Annotated in this window: 17 protein-coding genes; 16 read left to right on the forward strand and 1 reads right to left on the reverse strand. The window is 45.5% G+C overall.

Annotated elements, in window-relative coordinates; all coding sequences use genetic code 11:
• Positions 1 to 10 precede the first annotated feature (10 nt).
• Complete coding sequence (locus MHH49_RS20315) at positions 11 to 898, reverse strand: polysaccharide deacetylase family protein (protein WP_282579788.1); 888 nt, start codon at positions 896 to 898, stop codon at positions 11 to 13.
• A 103-nt stretch (positions 899 to 1,001) separates the two neighbouring features.
• Here MHH49_RS20315 and MHH49_RS20320 point away from each other — a divergent pair, with 103 nt between their 5' ends.
• The 16 genes from MHH49_RS20320 to spoIVA all read left to right on the forward strand — a co-directional run bounded on the left by MHH49_RS20320 (position 1,002) and on the right by spoIVA (position 15,533).
• Positions 1,002 to 1,373 (forward strand): hypothetical protein, encoded by a 372-nt coding sequence (locus tag MHH49_RS20320; protein WP_076127486.1) that lies wholly within the window; start codon positions 1,002 to 1,004, stop codon positions 1,371 to 1,373.
• 234 nt (positions 1,374 to 1,607) lie between these two features.
• Positions 1,608 to 2,222 (forward strand): genetic competence negative regulator, encoded by a 615-nt coding sequence (locus tag MHH49_RS20325; protein ID WP_036676203.1) that lies wholly within the window; start codon positions 1,608 to 1,610, stop codon positions 2,220 to 2,222.
• A 152-nt stretch (positions 2,223 to 2,374) separates the two neighbouring features.
• Positions 2,375 to 3,070 (forward strand): glutamic-type intramembrane protease PrsW, encoded by a 696-nt coding sequence (prsW, locus tag MHH49_RS20330; protein ID WP_076134692.1) that lies wholly within the window; start codon positions 2,375 to 2,377, stop codon positions 3,068 to 3,070.
• Between the two features lie 322 nt (positions 3,071 to 3,392).
• Positions 3,393 to 4,751 carry a germination protein YpeB gene (ypeB, locus tag MHH49_RS20335; protein WP_076127490.1) on the forward strand — a complete coding sequence of 453 codons (1,359 nt, stop codon included), beginning with the start codon at positions 3,393 to 3,395 and terminating at the stop codon, positions 4,749 to 4,751.
• Positions 4,752 to 4,884: 133 nt separating this feature from the next.
• Positions 4,885 to 5,538 (forward strand): flagellar brake protein, encoded by a 654-nt coding sequence (locus tag MHH49_RS20340; RefSeq protein ID WP_036676209.1) that lies wholly within the window; start codon positions 4,885 to 4,887, stop codon positions 5,536 to 5,538.
• A gap of 206 nt (positions 5,539 to 5,744) precedes the next feature.
• On the forward strand, positions 5,745 to 6,455 hold the full coding sequence (gene cmk, locus MHH49_RS20345) for a (d)CMP kinase (protein ID WP_036676210.1): 711 nt from the start codon (positions 5,745 to 5,747) through the stop codon (positions 6,453 to 6,455).
• On the forward strand, positions 6,452 to 7,039 hold the full coding sequence (locus tag MHH49_RS20350; RefSeq protein WP_036676211.1) for a lysophospholipid acyltransferase family protein: 588 nt from the start codon (positions 6,452 to 6,454) through the stop codon (positions 7,037 to 7,039). Before cmk ends, MHH49_RS20350 begins: the two co-directional genes overlap by 4 nt.
• A gap of 175 nt (positions 7,040 to 7,214) precedes the next feature.
• Positions 7,215 to 8,537: a 30S ribosomal protein S1 gene (gene rpsA / locus MHH49_RS20355; RefSeq protein ID WP_170914203.1), complete on the forward strand. Its 1,323-nt coding sequence runs from the start codon at positions 7,215 to 7,217 to the stop codon at positions 8,535 to 8,537.
• Positions 8,538 to 8,713: 176 nt separating this feature from the next.
• Positions 8,714 to 10,039 carry a ribosome biogenesis GTPase Der gene (gene der / locus MHH49_RS20360; protein ID WP_036676212.1) on the forward strand — a complete coding sequence of 442 codons (1,326 nt, stop codon included), beginning with the start codon at positions 8,714 to 8,716 and terminating at the stop codon, positions 10,037 to 10,039.
• Positions 10,040 to 10,051: 12 nt separating this feature from the next.
• Positions 10,052 to 10,669, forward strand: coding sequence for a glycerol-3-phosphate 1-O-acyltransferase PlsY (gene plsY, locus MHH49_RS20365; protein ID WP_036676213.1), 618 nt, complete (start codon positions 10,052 to 10,054; stop codon positions 10,667 to 10,669).
• A complete protein-coding gene (locus MHH49_RS20370; RefSeq protein WP_036676214.1) occupies positions 10,662 to 11,702 on the forward strand; it encodes an NAD(P)H-dependent glycerol-3-phosphate dehydrogenase in 1,041 nt (346 codons plus the stop codon). The genes plsY and MHH49_RS20370 overlap by 8 nt, the downstream gene beginning before the upstream one ends.
• Before the next feature lie 66 nt (positions 11,703 to 11,768).
• Positions 11,769 to 12,044 (forward strand): stage VI sporulation protein F, encoded by a 276-nt coding sequence (locus MHH49_RS20375; RefSeq protein ID WP_038572437.1) that lies wholly within the window; start codon positions 11,769 to 11,771, stop codon positions 12,042 to 12,044.
• A 199-nt stretch (positions 12,045 to 12,243) separates the two neighbouring features.
• Complete coding sequence (locus MHH49_RS20380; protein ID WP_036676218.1) at positions 12,244 to 12,423, forward strand: DUF2768 family protein; 180 nt, start codon at positions 12,244 to 12,246, stop codon at positions 12,421 to 12,423.
• Between the two features lie 34 nt (positions 12,424 to 12,457).
• Complete coding sequence (locus tag MHH49_RS20385) at positions 12,458 to 12,826, forward strand: 2Fe-2S iron-sulfur cluster-binding protein (protein ID WP_036676220.1); 369 nt, start codon at positions 12,458 to 12,460, stop codon at positions 12,824 to 12,826.
• A gap of 30 nt (positions 12,827 to 12,856) precedes the next feature.
• Positions 12,857 to 13,603: a DUF3939 domain-containing protein gene (locus MHH49_RS20390; RefSeq protein WP_256715457.1), complete on the forward strand. Its 747-nt coding sequence runs from the start codon at positions 12,857 to 12,859 to the stop codon at positions 13,601 to 13,603.
• Positions 13,604 to 14,054: 451 nt separating this feature from the next.
• Positions 14,055 to 15,533, forward strand: a complete 1,479-nt coding sequence (gene spoIVA / locus MHH49_RS20395; protein ID WP_036676222.1) for a stage IV sporulation protein A — start codon at positions 14,055 to 14,057, stop codon at positions 15,531 to 15,533.
• Positions 15,534 to 15,537: the final 4 nt, after the last annotated feature.

A 15,537-nucleotide genomic window follows, 5' to 3' on the forward strand; every position in this document is an offset into this window, starting at 1 on the left:
GATGAGAAGATCAACGCATTTTTAGCTCAATGCTGCGCGGATCAACAAAACTGTAGCCTTTACCCTCAAGTGTAGTGAGCAAGGTATCCAGTCCCTCAACGGTCCATGGTAGCTCATGCATCAGGATATTACTGCCGGAATGCAGCTGATCGGTAACATTACTGATCAATTTTTCTGTCTTACCCGTTTCCTTTTCTTTCATTTCCCAGTCAAGTGAGCCTACAGACCAGGTCATGTATAACATTCCATTCTCAGCCGCGACCTTCTTGCCAACATCCCCACCGGCACCATGTGGCGGACGGAAAAAGTGAGGAGCTTCTCCCAATGTTTCTTTGACAATATTTTGAACATCTTCGATTTGCTTTTTAACCTCAGTATAGGACTTGTCTTTCAATACAATATGATCCCAGCTGTGGTTGCCGATAATTCCACCGCGGTTATGTATTAACTCCAGAAGCTCAGGATGCTCCTTAACACGATAACCATTTACGAAAAAGATGGCTTTAGCTTGATGTTTGTCCAGAACATCCATCAAAGGGTTAATCATTGCAGCATCTTTAGGACCGTCGTCAAAAGTGAGCAGAACCACTTTTTTATTTGTAGCTTCCTCGTTAGGGACGATGTCGTAATTTTTGTTCATATGGTACAGCAGTGGAATTTCAGCGGATGCTTCACCCTTACTGGCTGTACTATTTCCTGTAGTACCTCCATCTGCTGTTGCTTCAGGGGTAGGACTGGCTGTTGCTTCAGGTGCTGGCGCCGTAGTTTCTGCGCTTTGTGTAGCTGCCGCCGTGGGCGGATTGTTTGTGGTGTTTGTTTCCTTGGCTGTATTTCCATTTGCACCGCTGTTGCCACAGGCTGTAAGCAGCAAGGTAGCCAATAGGAGCACTGATGTCATTTTACCCACTTTTTTCAACTCGCTTTCTTGTTATTAGGTTGTATGAGCCGGAATCTTTCCGCGAACACTAAACATGATTTTACCATACAAGGAGGCTGGAAATATGAATACTTCGTCATTTTTATGCGGGGTGCTGATGGGCGCCGCAGCCAGTATGATTATGTCCAAAAAGCGGAATTCTTTAATGTCTTCGCTAGGGCAATCGGGTGGTTCCATGAGTGGGGCTGCAGATAAAGCAAAAGAAAAAATAATCGGTATGGCCACGACTGGTTTTGGTAACACTGCTGTTTCAAGCAGTAATGCTCAAAGTAACGGTTCAAGCAGCGCAACCTCTGATCATAAGACTGAATCACCAGTGAAGTCGAAGGAATCCAATCTTAAATTGTTAAAGGAATTCATTCGCAGCAATCCTGAAGTAAAGAGCGAAGTAGAGCAGATTCTTAAAGAAACGCATACAACCATACCGGGATTGTAACCGTAAAGGACTCCATCAGAATCATTTTGGGGATGAAATATTCCGCAGAATGATTCTTTTTTATTATTCAGGGCCTTGAAAATGGTTTATTCAATAGAGAGGATTTTATATATTTATTTACGTGCATTTATCTCGGCAAAATGATAACATACTTACATAGTAACCATTTTTGGCTCATTACTCGGGACTCATCATACATTATAATAAATGAGCTTGCAAAAGGAGGATCCTGTCATGAGAATAGAGCGATTAAGTCAAGATAAGATACGGATTTTCCTCACTTTTGACGACCTGAGCGAGCGGGGCATCCAGAAGGAAGACATGTGGCAGGAAGTTCCTAAGGTTCATGACCTGTTTACGGAGATGATGGATCAAGCATATAGTGAACTAGGTTTTGATGCCACGGGTCCGCTTGCCGTAGAAGTTTTCGCATTGCCCGCGCAAGGCATGGTCGTTATAGTGACCCGAGGAAAATATGATCACCATCAGTACGGTGCGTCCGGGGAAGAAGAATTGCCAGAAGAGATTTATGAAATGGAAGTTACTCTTGAACAAAGCGACTCCATTGTATATGCATTCCGCGATTTCGAGGTTCTGGTTGAAGCGGCTCATGTGCTCATCGGTAATATTACTTCCCAGGGGAAACTGTATTCTTATAACAATAAATGGTATCTGTATTTCGATCCAAAGGAATTTGAAGAAACGGCGTTGTCAGGTCTTGTTGGCGTACTTGCTGAGTTTGGAGATTCCTCACCGGTCACAGAAGCTGTTCTCGATGAATACGGGAAAACAGTGATGCCGGAGAATGCGGTCCAGTTATTGTGCACTCATTTTAAGCGTCAGGAGTAATTAGGCAAGACTAGGGGCTGATGACCATTGTTTAGGCCGATCAGCCCTAGTCTTGTTGTTGGTGATATGTCGGTCATTCTTGTATCAAAGTTATCATCTACCTTGCTGTGTAACGGCAGTAATAGGGTTTAGGGGTGTAGGGAGGTTATTCGGTGCTCGTGTTATCGGTCATTACGTCGGCAGTAGCGCCGGGACTTGCTCTGTTGACCTTTTTTTATCTGAAAGACAAGTATGATCAAGAACCGCTTCATGTAGTCATTAAAGTATTCTTGCTCGGCCTTCTGATTGTGTTTCCAGTAATGATCATTCAGAGAGGGCTGATGCTGGGACTAAATGGTGGTCCCTACGTGGAGTCGTTTCTCATATCCGCTGGCGTGGAAGAATGTCTAAAGTGGTTTGTGCTGTACCATATGATTTACAATCATACCGAATTTGACGAGCCATATGATGGGATACTATACGCTGTGGCGATTTCGCTCGGCTTCGCAACAATAGAAAATGTAATGTACGCTTGGTATAGCAACGCTTCAATCGGATCAATGTTTCTAAGAGCACTTCTTCCGGTTTCTGGACACGCTATGTTTGGTGTGATCATGGGCTACCATATGGGAAGGGCGAAGTTCTCAAAAGGAGTTCATACCCGCAGAATTCTGGTGTTTTCTCTCCTGTTGCCATGGATGTGGCATGGAATATATGACTTTATTTTGAGTACGACAGCCAACTATTGGATATGGTTTATTGTGCCTCTGATGGCTATCCTATGGTATGGAGGTATGGGAAAGGTTGCTAGGGCCAACAGCCGTTCTCCTTTCCGCTTTCTGAAACGTGAAGAAGAGGTTAACCTATAATCGAGATGGACACACTTATATTCGAAGGGCAGTTCCTAGTAAGGAATTCCAGAGAGGAGAGAGGTGTCTTTTTTTGCGTATAAAAGTACGTATCGTTTGCAAACAGTGTGGTGAGACCTACATATTAAGAGGGATTAAAGAGCATGGTGTCATTCAAACCGGCTTTAAACAATGCCTTTGCAGTAATAGCAGTGGCTTTGAGATTGAAGAGAGAGCTTGAGCGGACGTTATAGTCACATTGTGTAGCAACTTCAGTGCATAAGACTCCTAGTTTATTGTCAAACTAACGCCAATAAGCTATCGAAAGGAGTCTTGTAGCCCTATGTACAAAAGATTAAGTGCTGTAATGTTCCCGCTGACCGCGCTGCTGCTGATTGGTGCGCTTGTGTGGGGTTATCAGGAGAATCAGGAGAAGAATTCAATACTAATTAAGGCGGAGAACCAATATCAACGCGCCTTTCATGATTTGTCCTATCATGTGGACCGTCTTCATGGTGAGCTTGGAAATACGCTTGCGGTTAACTCTGCTTCTAATGGGATGCACCGTAAAGGACTTGTGAATGTGTGGCGGATGACTAGTGAGGCCCAAAATGAGATTAACCAGCTGCCGCTGACCTTGCTGCCATTTAGCAAAACAGAGGAGTTTCTGTCCAAAATCTCCAACTTTTCTTATAAAGCCGGGATTCGTGACTTCACTAAAAAACCTCTGACAGATGGAGAGCTGAGCAATCTAAAAGCATTGTACAAGAACTCAGGAGAAATCTCTAAGGATTTGCAAGAGGTACAAAATAAAGTCATTGGCAATCGGCTGCGCTGGATGGATGTTGAAACGGCGTTGGCGACAGAAAATAAAGCGGAGGACAACACGATTATTGACGGCTTCAAAACAGTGGATAAACGTGTAGGGGCATACCCTGAGTTAGACTGGGGACCTTCAGTAGCAAGCATCTACGATAAACGTTCCGTCAAAATGCTCGGAGGTACCCCCGTGACTGCCGAAGACATCAAACGTAAGGCGTTGAAGTTCGCGGATGCGGGCTCCAATGCTAAAGTGGATGTTAAAGAAAATGGGAAGAACACCGAATGGCCATCCTATACAGCAACTGTTAGCGCTTCGAATAAGAAGCACACCATTAGTATGGATTTCACCAAAAATGGCGGGTTGCTGATCTCTTATTATGACAACCGTGAGGTTGGCCCTGCCAAAGTTTCTATTAAAGAAGCCGTTACCAAAGCAGAGCAGTTTCTTGAGAAAAAAGGATATCCCCATATGACTGCAGTCAGCGCTGATCGTTACGATAATATCGGAAATTTGACCTTTGTAACCAAACAGAATGATGTATTGATTTATCCTGAAAAGATGACCATTCGTATGGGGCTGGATACAGGTGATACCATCGGTTTTGAGGCCAGCGAATACGTCAATGAGCACAAGGACAACCGGAAGCTTCCAAAACCAAAGCTTACCCTTGCAGAGGCGAGAAAATTTCTGAATTCTGATTTCAAGGAGCAATACAATCGCCTGTCCTGGATTAAAAATGATGATTCCGTCGAGGTCTTGACTTACGAGTTCGGTGGAGGGGTCAATGGCTCAAAGTATCGTATTTACATTAACGCCGAGGATGGCATTGAAGAGTCTGTGGAAGAAATCAGACCTTCTTCGGGGTCTGAGGCAAAATAAAGGGAGGGCGCATCCAGCAGTTGGGTGCGTCCCTTTTTTTTGCAATATCTATAAAATATATCTGACTGGCTGATATTCCCATGCTATAATCAGGGGTAGTGATAATTACTAAACTGATGTGGCGGTGACATCTTTGTATCCTAAAATTAACGAATATCTATACATACAGGTTGCTTCCAGTGACGCTGCTGAAGCAGAAGTTGAATATAGATCAAGAATTGCAGAGACGGAAGAAGACGCATTTCTGATTGAAATTCCTATGCAGGAGAGCAATGGTCGTCTAAAAAGGCTCTTTATGGGGGACGAGCTTTCGGTCTATTTTTTAACTGAGGGTGGCATTAAAAATTACTTTAATACTTATGTGCTGGGCTTTAAAGAAGATGTAATTCGTATGGTCAGGATTCAAAAGCCGGAGACAGATTCGATATTTAAGATCCAGAGAAGAAGCTTTTTCCGAGTGAATGCTGATCTAGAGCTTGCTGTGAAGGATAGCCTTGGCAAACGGTTCCTGGTTCGTACAGATGATATTGGTGGCGGAGGAATCTCCTTTTTGGTGGATAACCAGGTTAAGCTGGAGGTTGGTAATAAATTGTCCTGCTGGGTACTGGTTCCTTATCGAAACGGAAGCACGGAGCATGTCAATTTTGAAGGTGAAGTAGTGCGCATTAAAAAGCTTGAGAATGGACGTCTTTTAGCCATGTTGAAATTTGTCGCTATTTCAGATTTGGAACGCCAGAAAATTATCCGTTATTGCTTCGAACGTCAGTTTGATTTCCGCAACAGATAAGCATTTTTAACAGCTCTATTAAGCTGTCTGATTTTGCACTGAAGTATAAACTGTGGTATAATTTTATAAGTCGCAGGCAATGCCTGCTTTTTTCTTGATAATATCATCAAGCATAACAATTTATGTGTGCTCCTTGATATTGCAGGAATAGTTTTCGTAACGCTAGATGTTTTTTTATGAAAGAGTGTTTGAGGAGGAATGCCCCGTTGGATAGGCAGGGTACACATACTTATGACAGAATAAACGTCGCCATCGACGGACCTGCCGGGGCAGGCAAGAGCACTGTAGCCCGATTGGTAGCCCAGAAGTTGTCTTATATCTATGTTGATACTGGTGCAATGTACCGGGCAATCACCTGGTATATGATCCAAGAAGACATTGAACCGGAAGATCAGCAGCGAGTGAACGAGAAGGTTCGCGACATGGTGATTGAACTTATTCCGGAACGAGACATTCAGAAGGTGCTGATTAATGGGGAAGACGTGACCCCACATATTCGGAGCCTTCAGGTTAGCGGCCTTGTGTCGCAGTATGCGAAGATCGAGGATGTAAGATCCAGACTGAGTCAATTGCAGCGTCAGATGGCGCTTCGCAAAGGCGTGGTAATGGATGGCCGCGATATCGGTACAACCGTGCTGCCGGATGCCGAGGTAAAGATTTTTATGACGGCAAGTGTGGAAGAACGAGCTCTCCGTCGTTATAAGGAACTGAGAGACGCGGAATCGGTGACGCTTCAGCAGCTTGAACACGATATTGCAAAGCGGGACCGTCTGGATGAAGGACGGGAGATTTCACCGCTGCGCCGTGCAGAGGATGCTATTCTTCTGGATACGACCTTAATGAATATCGATCAAGTTGTGGAGGCCATTGTATCCCACTGTAGATCTCATGTTGACGGGGAGAGAAATCATTTATGATTTATGCAATTTGTGTTGGATTGCTTCGCTTGATTTACGCAATCCTTTTCCCGCTTAAGATTGTGGGGAAAGAAAATGTGCCAAAGGAGGGCGGGGTACTGCTCTGCGCTAACCACATTAGTCTGCTTGATCCAATGACTATTGGAATTAAGCTGGACCGTCAGGTAAAGTATATGGCTAAGGCTGAACTGTTTGAGGTTCCGGTGCTCGGCTGGCTCATTAATAAATTGGGTGCTTTTCCGGTGAAACGTGGCGGCGTAAGCAAAGAATCCATAAAAACGGCCCTTAACACACTTCGTAATGGTAATGTCATGGGTATCTTCCCGGAGGGTACGCGTAACTCTGATGCCGGAGTGGCCAAGAAGGGTGCTGCTAGCTTTGCACTTCGAAGTGGCGCAGCAGTTATTCCAGCGGCTATTATCGGCCAGTATAAACCTTTTCGACGCATGGTCGTTGTCTACGGTGCTCCTGTAGACCTTAGTCAATTTGCCGGTGCGGGGAGCGAATCTCTCGAGGCTGTTACCGATGTCATTATGGATCGCATCCGTGAGATGAAAGAGACAGGTAAACCAAGTGCTAGTTAAGGGATGAGCAGAGCAATAAATTTTGCTCAATGTTTTGATTAAATAACGGCATAGCCGCTATTTTTTGGAACATACTATCATCAAGTGTAAGTGGCAATATCAAGCATTGCTTGTTTTGAACTCTGCTATACGCAGGTTTAAATAAATGGGGTTTTGAATCGAGGAGGCTAATCACATGTCTGAAGAAATTAAAAATCAGGAAGCTGCGGAAAAGAATGAATCCGTAGAAGCGGTGGATTCCGCTGTGACAGAAAATAACGGAGCTGTAGAAGAAGTTGCTGCCGTTAACGAAGAAGAAGTGACTAACCAAGCTGACTTGGAAATCATTTCTCTGAAAAAAGGCGATACCGTGAAAGGAACAATCGTCAAAATCGAAGATAACCAAGCTTATGTAAGCATTGGATATAAATACGACGGTGTGATTCCAATTCGCGAATTGTCCGCAGTACAACTGGACAACGCTGCTGCAGCAGTAGAAGTTGGACAGGAAGTAGAATGTAAAGTTGTCAGCATCAACGACAACAAGGAAAGCCTTGTTCTTTCCAAACGTGCAGTTGATAGTGAAAAATCATGGGAAGATCTTGAGAAATACTTCGCTTCCCAAGAAGCTTTCGAAGTTACTGTGGCTGACGTTGTTAAAGGCGGCCTAGTAGCTGATGTTGGAGCTCGTGGATTTATTCCAGCTTCCATGGTAGAGCGTCATTTCGTTGAAGATTTCAGCGATTACAAAGGCCGTACCTTGCGTGTTAAAGTGAAAGAACTTGACCGTGAGAACAGCAAAGTAATCTTGTCTGCTAAAGAAGTTCTTGAAGAAGAATTCGAAGCTAACAAGCTGAAAATTATGGCTGAGCTATCTGAAGGCCAAATCATCGAAGGTACAGTACAACGTCTGACTCAATTCGGCGCATTTGTTGATGTGGGCGGAGTTGACGGTCTTGTACACGTATCTGAAATCGCTTGGAGTCACGTAGAGAAACCTTCTGATGTAGTATCCGAAGGTGATAAAGTACGTGTTAAAGTATTGAAGGTTGATCCTGAAAAAGGAAAAATCAGCCTGAGCATCAAAGCTGCTGCTCCAGGTCCTTGGGACTCTGCTGCTGGCGAAATCAACATCGGTGATGTTGTAACAGGCGTTGTAAAACGTCTTGTGAACTTCGGAGCGTTCGTAGAATTGCTTCCGGGTGTGGAAGGTCTTGTGCACATCTCACAAATCTCCCACAAACACATCGCTACTCCACACGAAGTATTGAAAGAAGGACAAGAAGTTCAAGTGAAAGTTCTGGACTTCAATCCATCCGAGAAACGTGTTAGCCTGAGCATCAAAGAAACTGAAGAAGCTCCAGCTCCATCTGCTAGACCTGAACGCAGCAATAGCAGAGACAGAGCTCCTAAAGAAGTTCTGAACAACCCTAACGTTTCCCTTAGCAACGAAGGCCTTAGCTTTACGCTTGCTGAACGTTTTGGTGATAAGCTGGACAAATTTAAGGGTAATAACTAATCCCTAAACGAGCTTTTGAATATACGGGTAAAGTAATCGGCGAGCCCTCGATACGGGGGTTCGCCGATTGTCTTTTTTTCGGAACCGGCAGGATTGATGAGAGTTAACATGATTGTTAGCCAATTTAAATGTTTTTTGCTATGATGAGTAACGTAAGGATGACAGGAGGAATGAATATGGCAAGACCCGTTGTGGCAATCGTTGGGAGGCCTAACGTCGGGAAATCGACGATATTTAATCGGCTGATTGGCGATAGATTAGCCATTGTAGAAGATAAACCGGGGATTACACGTGACCGGATTTATGGTATTTCAGATTGGAACGGTAAGTCGTTCAGTGTGATTGATACCGGAGGTATTGAAATTGATGGAGAAGACACAATTCTGAAATCAATCCGCGTTCAAGCGGAGCTGGCGATTGAAGAAGCGGATGTTATTGTATTTATGTGTGAGGCAAAGAGTGGTGTGACGAATTCAGATGAAGAGGTAGCTCAGATTCTGTTCCGTTCAGGTAAACCGGTCGTTCTTGCCATCAACAAAGTGGATAATATGAAGCGTGCGGATGATATTTATGAGTTCTATAGCCTTGGTTTTGGGGATCCAATCGGAATTTCTGGTAGTCACGGAACCGGACTCGGCGATTTGCTAGATGCTGTAGTTGAGCGCCTACCTGAGAAAATAGATGATGAATACGATGAGGATGTCATTCGTGTAGCTTTGATTGGCCGTCCGAATGTAGGGAAATCCTCTTTGGTCAACGCGATTTTGGGCGAAGAACGTGTTATCGTCAGTGATATTGCAGGGACAACAAGAGATGCTATCGATACTCCTTTTGAACGTGATGGGCAACGTTATGTGCTTATCGATACGGCAGGTATGCGTAAAAAAGGCAAGGTATACGAGAACATTGAGAAATACAGTGTTATGCGTGCTATGCGTGCGATTGAACGGGCTGATGTGGTCCTCGTTGTAATTAACGGCGAAGAGGGCATCATCGATCAGGACAAGCATATTGCTGGTTATGCACATGAAGCTGGTAAAGCATCTATTTTTGTTGTGAACAAATGGGATGCCATTGTGAAAGACGATAAGACTATGCAAAACTTTGAGACTAAGATTCGTGACCATTTCTTGTTTATGAGTTACGCACCGGTTGTCTTTTTGTCGGCCTTAACCAAACAGCGTTTGCAAAAACTGCTGCCTGTTGTACAGCATGTATCTCAACAGCACGCACTGCGCATTACTACACATTTGGTGAACGACGTTGTATCTGATGCAATCGCGATTAACCCTCCACCAACTGACAAAGGCCGTCGCTTGCGTATTAACTACGTAACGCAGGTTGCGGTGAAGCCGCCTACGATTGTGGTGTTCGTGAATGATCCATCGCTGATGCACTTCTCCTATGAACGTTATCTGGAGAATAAAATTCGCGCAGCGTTTAATTTCGAAGGAACACCAATCCGTCTCTTTACACGGCGCAAATCCGAAAACGAAGGTTAGGGGAGAAGAAGTGTGGCGCTTGAACTTCTGGTTATCGTTGTAAGCTATTTGCTTGGTTCTGTCAGCTTTAGTGTACTGCTTGCAAAGTTGCTAAAGGGAATTGATATCCGTCAATACGGAAGCGGAAATGCGGGGGCTACCAATACACTGCGTGTATTGGGTAAAGGTCCTGCAATATTAGTGCTGTTGCTGGATGTGCTGAAAGGGGTTGCCGCTGTATGGTTAGGAACCTGGGTCGGCGGATGGGGAACCTGGGTTCCGGCTCTTTGCGGAATCGCTGCCATCATCGGACATAATTGGCCGCTCTATTTTCGTTTTCGTGGGGGGAAAGGCATTGCTACTACGATCGGTGTTATGGCTACGCTTTGTTTATGGCCAGCGCTGCTCGCCGGTATCATCGCCATCCTGTCTATCTTTATCACACGTTACGTGTCCCTTGGCTCATTAATTTTTGTAGCACTGACACCAGTGGCTTTATTGTTGACAGGATTTACACAACCTGTGCTCTGGACCAGTATTATTATTGCGGTCTTCGCCTTCTGGCGGCACCGGACGAATATTGTAAAGATCGTAGAAGGCCGTGAGAACAAGATAGGCTCAAAAGTTAAAGGAGGGAATCGTGTTGTCTGATAAAGTTACCGTACTTGTAGCGGGGAGCTGGGGAACTGCGCTGGCTAGTGTGCTGGCTGCAAACCACTCGGAAGTTTATCTGTGGACACGCAACTCTGATCAAGCTGCCGAGATCAATGGCTCTCATACGAATAATAAGTATCTGCCTGGCATCGCTCTGCCAGCTAACATTATTGCAACTACGGATATGGAAACGGCAGTGTCCGGTTCTAAGGCGGTTGTAATTGTGGCTCCGTCTTCAGGAATGCGGCAGGTTGCTCGCAGTCTGAAGCCATTCTGGAAGGATGACATGTTATGTGTCCATGCTACGAAGGGCTTTGAGTCGGAAAGCAATAAGCGGATGTCTATCGTAATTGCAGAGGAACTGGGCTGTGACGAAGGGCAGATCGTTGTGCTCTCCGGTCCAAGTCATGCAGAGGAAGTTGTACGTCTGTGCCCTACAACAGTTGTAGTTGCTTCACCTGATGACAAGCGTAGCGCCGAAGCGCAGGAATTGTTCATCAACAACGATTTCCGTGTATATACGAATCGTGATCAGGTTGGGGTAGAGCTTGCCGGTGCTCTTAAGAATATTATTGCCCTTGGTGCAGGCCTATCCGATGGCCTTGGATATGGGGACAATGCTAAAGCAGCGCTTTTAACCCGTGGACTCGCTGAGATCTCTCGGGTGGGAGTTGAGCTTGGAGCCAATCCTTTGACCTTTGCCGGACTTGCCGGAATTGGCGATCTTGTTGTGACAGCTACTAGTCAGCACAGCCGTAACTGGCGCGCTGGGTCCATGCTTGGTCAAGGTAAGCCGCTGGCCGAGGTGCTGGAATCCATGGGGATGGTAGTCGAAGGTATTCGTACTACCGAAGCAGCTTATGCAATTTCGCTCAAACTGGGTGTGCAGATGCCGATTACGGATCAGATTTATCATGTGCTCTTTCAAGGAAGAAGCCCACGCAGTGCGGTTGAAGCCTTGATGGGGCGTGATCGTAAACCTGAGCTTGAGTCGATCTCCCAGGAAACTTGGGAGCAGTGGCATTCCTGATCCTGTTCACCTTTTTCCGCAAATTCTCATATGTTGTAATGGGGATTGACGGAGGAGGGATGAAAAGTGAGCAGAGATTTTTCCAAGGATGCATTGAACGCCATTAACAAAAAGGCGGGCAAGAACATTACGGAAAGTGCCGTCAAAAAGCTAGCCAGTACGGTAAAGCCAGGAACTACGCAGAATGAAGCCCAGCTCCGCCAGTTAATTAAGCAGGTGTCATCAATGGCGAAAGTGCCGGTCAGTGAAGCTACTGTGCAGGAGATTATCAATGCCGTTAAAAAAGGCGGCGCAGGTTCCAGCACAATGGAGTCTTTAATGAAAATGATGCTTAAAAAATAGCTTTATGTTGGGTGAGCAAAAGAAAACGGATCAATGAATGATTCCGTCGTCTTTTGCTTTTTTTTTTATATTCCTGATAATTTTCACGAAGCATAGTTTATTTAAAATAATACATAAAAAATGATGTTTTTTTACAGAAAAGGATAAGGTCATGATATAATAGTCCCTAATAAATTACAGGCGAATGGGGGCTTTGACCATGGATCCGATGACAAAAATGTGGTTATCCCTGATTGCGATGCTGATTATGGGATTATCAGTATTTCTTATAACTTTTGCTCGGAGCAAAACCAAGGGATTGCTTAAGGCTGTACTGTCTATACTTGCTTTTGTCATCATGTTAGTGGGCCTATTGGGCGGAGTTGTTTCAATTATGTAAGCAGTTACATAGTGTTGAGGAAGGAAGTAACATCATGAAATCACAAAAAGGAGTTACCGTTGTATTTCAACCAGAAGGCCGTAAAGCTGTTGTGAACCGTGGCATTTCGTTATTAGAGGCTGCTCGTAAAGCAGGAGTGCCAATAACAACTAGATGCGGAGGCAAAGCAGGCTGTCTGATGTGCAAGGTTACAGTCGCGAAGGAAGAGGCTGCTGCAGTAAGGCCTCCCGGTGATATTGAGCGGCGTAAGCTTGGATCGGCCTTAGAAGAAGGAACGCGTCTGGCCTGTCAGGCTGCCGTATGGAGCGACGTAACCGTTCAGGTGCCGGAAGATCCACTGAAGGCTGCGGTGCGCCGTAAGCTTGAAGCAGCGCGGCGTGGGGAAGAAGATGAGCTGTGGTAGCGTAAGAATGTCACCGTGGGAGGGACTCGGTTGGAGTTTATAGGATATAAAATGAAACTGAAGGCAGGGGCCAAGATTTTGCTAGGGATGGTATCGCTCGCGCTTACGCTTTCGGGCTGTCTATACCCAGGTGAAGAGAAGCGGGCTAGTGTTAATTATCGGGAAAGTGTTAAACGGATACAAGCAGCCGTTGATGATTATCAACAGGAGGAAGGGGTACTGCCCATTCTTAATGCGGATGAAACTACTCCAAGGTATGAGAAGTTTCGTATCGACTTGGGGAAGCTGAATAATAAGGGATATTTGGATGATATACCGGCTACCGCTTTTGAGCAGGGTGGAAGTGCTTATTTTCTTATTTTGAATGAGGAAATTGATCCTGTGGTGAAGGTGATGGACCTTGTTACGGTTCAAAAGGTGAATGACGTGCAACGACAGGTTAACCGCTATAAATCAGCTCATGGCGGCAACCTGCCTGTGCTTGATGAGCTATACCCCGGATTGTATACCATTGATCATAAGCAGGCGGGTACAAGCTCTATAACGTTAACTAGTGTCTATTCCGGTCAAGTTCTTGACTTTATCATGGATAAGGATGGAACTGTCTACGTAGATTATGTTTTTGATATCATGGCTGCCGTCGATAAGAAGGGTGGAGAGCGCGACAAGAATCAGGACTTGCGACTGGATCTGGAGGAAGCTTCATATTACGTTCCCGTGAAGTCTTTGCCGTATCTATGGATTAACAATCAGCCAATCCCGCAGCCTCCAAGTTAGAGTGAAAGTTTAAGAGCGTCTAAGCTTCGGTTTTATCCGGGGTATTAGGCGTTTTTTTGTTTATATCCTTTTACACCAAGTCCTGTAATCTCAGCATCCACTAAAAATAGTTCTATCAAAGAATCCTAGCTCATAAGATGGATGAGTAAGCTTCCGGGCGTCAGACGCCTTGCGGCGCGCAGACTTAACTTTTTTGAAATTACATTGGGAAATGCGCGAATACGGGTCATAAATTCGTTCCGGATACATATGATGATACTAGTCCAAATGCATGTCCGAGCATTCGGAGTTTAGCGCGGGGCAAGTACGTCCCGGTCGAAAGCAGCTAGGCTTCGGGCGGGCATACGATAAGTCCGGTTGATGTCCTGCAAGGGTCAGATTACCGGCGGAACGCGAAGTCGATGCTCTTCAGGCATTTTTTCTTCGGAGTAATATGAGGAGGGGATCTCTTTTGGAAAAAGTGGATATTTTCAAGGACATTGCCGAGCGTACCGGCGGAGACATTTATCTTGGCGTCGTCGGCGCGGTTCGCACGGGGAAATCGACATTTATCAAGCGCTTCATGGAAACAATTGTCCTGCCAAACATCACGAATGAGGCTGATCGAGTAAGAGCTGTGGATGAGCTTCCGCAAAGCGCAGCAGGCAAAACGATTATGACGACAGAACCGAAGTTTGTGCCTAACAACGCAGTCCAAATCAAGGTTGCGGAAGGGCTTGAGGTTAATGTTCGTCTGGTAGACTGTGTGGGTTACGCTGTAGAAGGTGCAAAAGGCTACGAGGATGAAAATGGACCACGAATGATCTCTACACCTTGGTTTGAAGAGCCTATTCCTTTTCAGGAAGCGGCAGAAATCGGGACACGTAAGGTTATTCAGGAGCATTCAACGCTAGGTGTAGTGGTAACAACAGATGGTACGATTGCAGAAATTCCGCGGAACTCGTACGTGGACTCTGAAGAGCGCGTCATTGCAGAGCTGAAGGAAGTGGGTAAGCCATTTGTGCTTGTCATTAACTCCACCCGGCCACGCAGTGAGGAAGCGCAGCAGCTCCGTAACGAGCTAGCCATCAAATACGATATCCCAGTTATGACGCTAAGCGCCGCAAACATGAGCGAAGATGACGTAACTGGTGTGCTGCGGGAAGTGCTTTATGAATTCCCAGTGCATGAAGTAAATGTAAACCTGCCAAGCTGGGTTATGGTGCTTGGAGAAAACCACTGGCTGCGTAGTAGTTATGAGAACTCCGTTCGCGATACGGTAAAAGACATTCGCCGCTTGCGGGATGTTGACCGCCTCGTATCTCAGTTCACCGAATATGACTTTATTGATAAAGCTGGCCTAAGTGGTATGAACATGGGTCAGGGCGTAGCAGAGATCGACCTGTATGCTCCAGAAGAGCTGTACGATCAAGTTCTGATGGAAGTGGTCGGGGTTGAGATCCGCGGTAAAGATCATTTGCTCCAGCTTATGCAGGAGTTCTCGCATGCGAAACGAGAATACGACCGATTCTCAGAAGCATTGGAAATGGTCAAGACTACAGGTTATGGTATCGCGGCTCCATCCTTAGCCGAAATGGCGCTCGACGAGCCAGAACTGATACGTCAGGGCTCTCGCTTCGGGGTTCGCTTAAAGGCTACTGCACCGTCCATTCATATGATTCGGGTGGATGTGGAGTCTGAATTCTCGCCAATCATCGGAACGGAAAAGCAAAGCGAAGAGCTGGTTCGTTATCTGATGCAGGACTTTGAGAATGATCCTATTAAGATTTGGGAATCCGATATTTTTGGCCGCTCCCTGCACTCCATTGTTAGAGAAGGCATTCAAGGCAAGATAGCTATGATGCCGGATAATGCACGCTACAAGCTGCAAGAAACGCTTGGCCGCATTATTAACGAGGGTTCCGGCGGACTTATTGCAATTATTCTCTAAGCTG

Origin of the sequence: Paenibacillus sp. FSL F4-0122 (assembly GCF_038002845.1) — a bacterium.
Taxonomy (GTDB): Bacteria; Bacillota; Bacilli; order Paenibacillales; family Paenibacillaceae; genus Paenibacillus_AQ; species Paenibacillus_AQ odorifer.

Bases quoted from the DNA above. Each gene is read 5' to 3' on its own strand.
- MHH49_RS20385 (WP_036676220.1), top strand. From the start codon at position 12,458: ATGAAATCACAAAAAGGAGTTACCGTTGTATTTCAACCAGAAGGCCGT.
- rpsA (WP_170914203.1), top strand. From the start codon at position 7,215: ATGTCTGAAGAAATTAAAAATCAGGAAGCTGCGGAAAAGAATGAATCC.
- ypeB (WP_076127490.1), top strand. From the start codon at position 3,393: ATGTACAAAAGATTAAGTGCTGTAATGTTCCCGCTGACCGCGCTGCTG.
- MHH49_RS20350 (WP_036676211.1), top strand. From the start codon at position 6,452: ATGATTTATGCAATTTGTGTTGGATTGCTTCGCTTGATTTACGCAATC.
- MHH49_RS20380 (WP_036676218.1), top strand. From the start codon at position 12,244: ATGGATCCGATGACAAAAATGTGGTTATCCCTGATTGCGATGCTGATT.
- MHH49_RS20320 (WP_076127486.1), top strand. From the start codon at position 1,002: ATGAATACTTCGTCATTTTTATGCGGGGTGCTGATGGGCGCCGCAGCC.
- MHH49_RS20325 (WP_036676203.1), top strand. From the start codon at position 1,608: ATGAGAATAGAGCGATTAAGTCAAGATAAGATACGGATTTTCCTCACT.
- der (WP_036676212.1), top strand. From the start codon at position 8,714: ATGGCAAGACCCGTTGTGGCAATCGTTGGGAGGCCTAACGTCGGGAAA.
- MHH49_RS20315 (WP_282579788.1), bottom strand. From the start codon at position 898: ATGACATCAGTGCTCCTATTGGCTACCTTGCTGCTTACAGCCTGTGGC.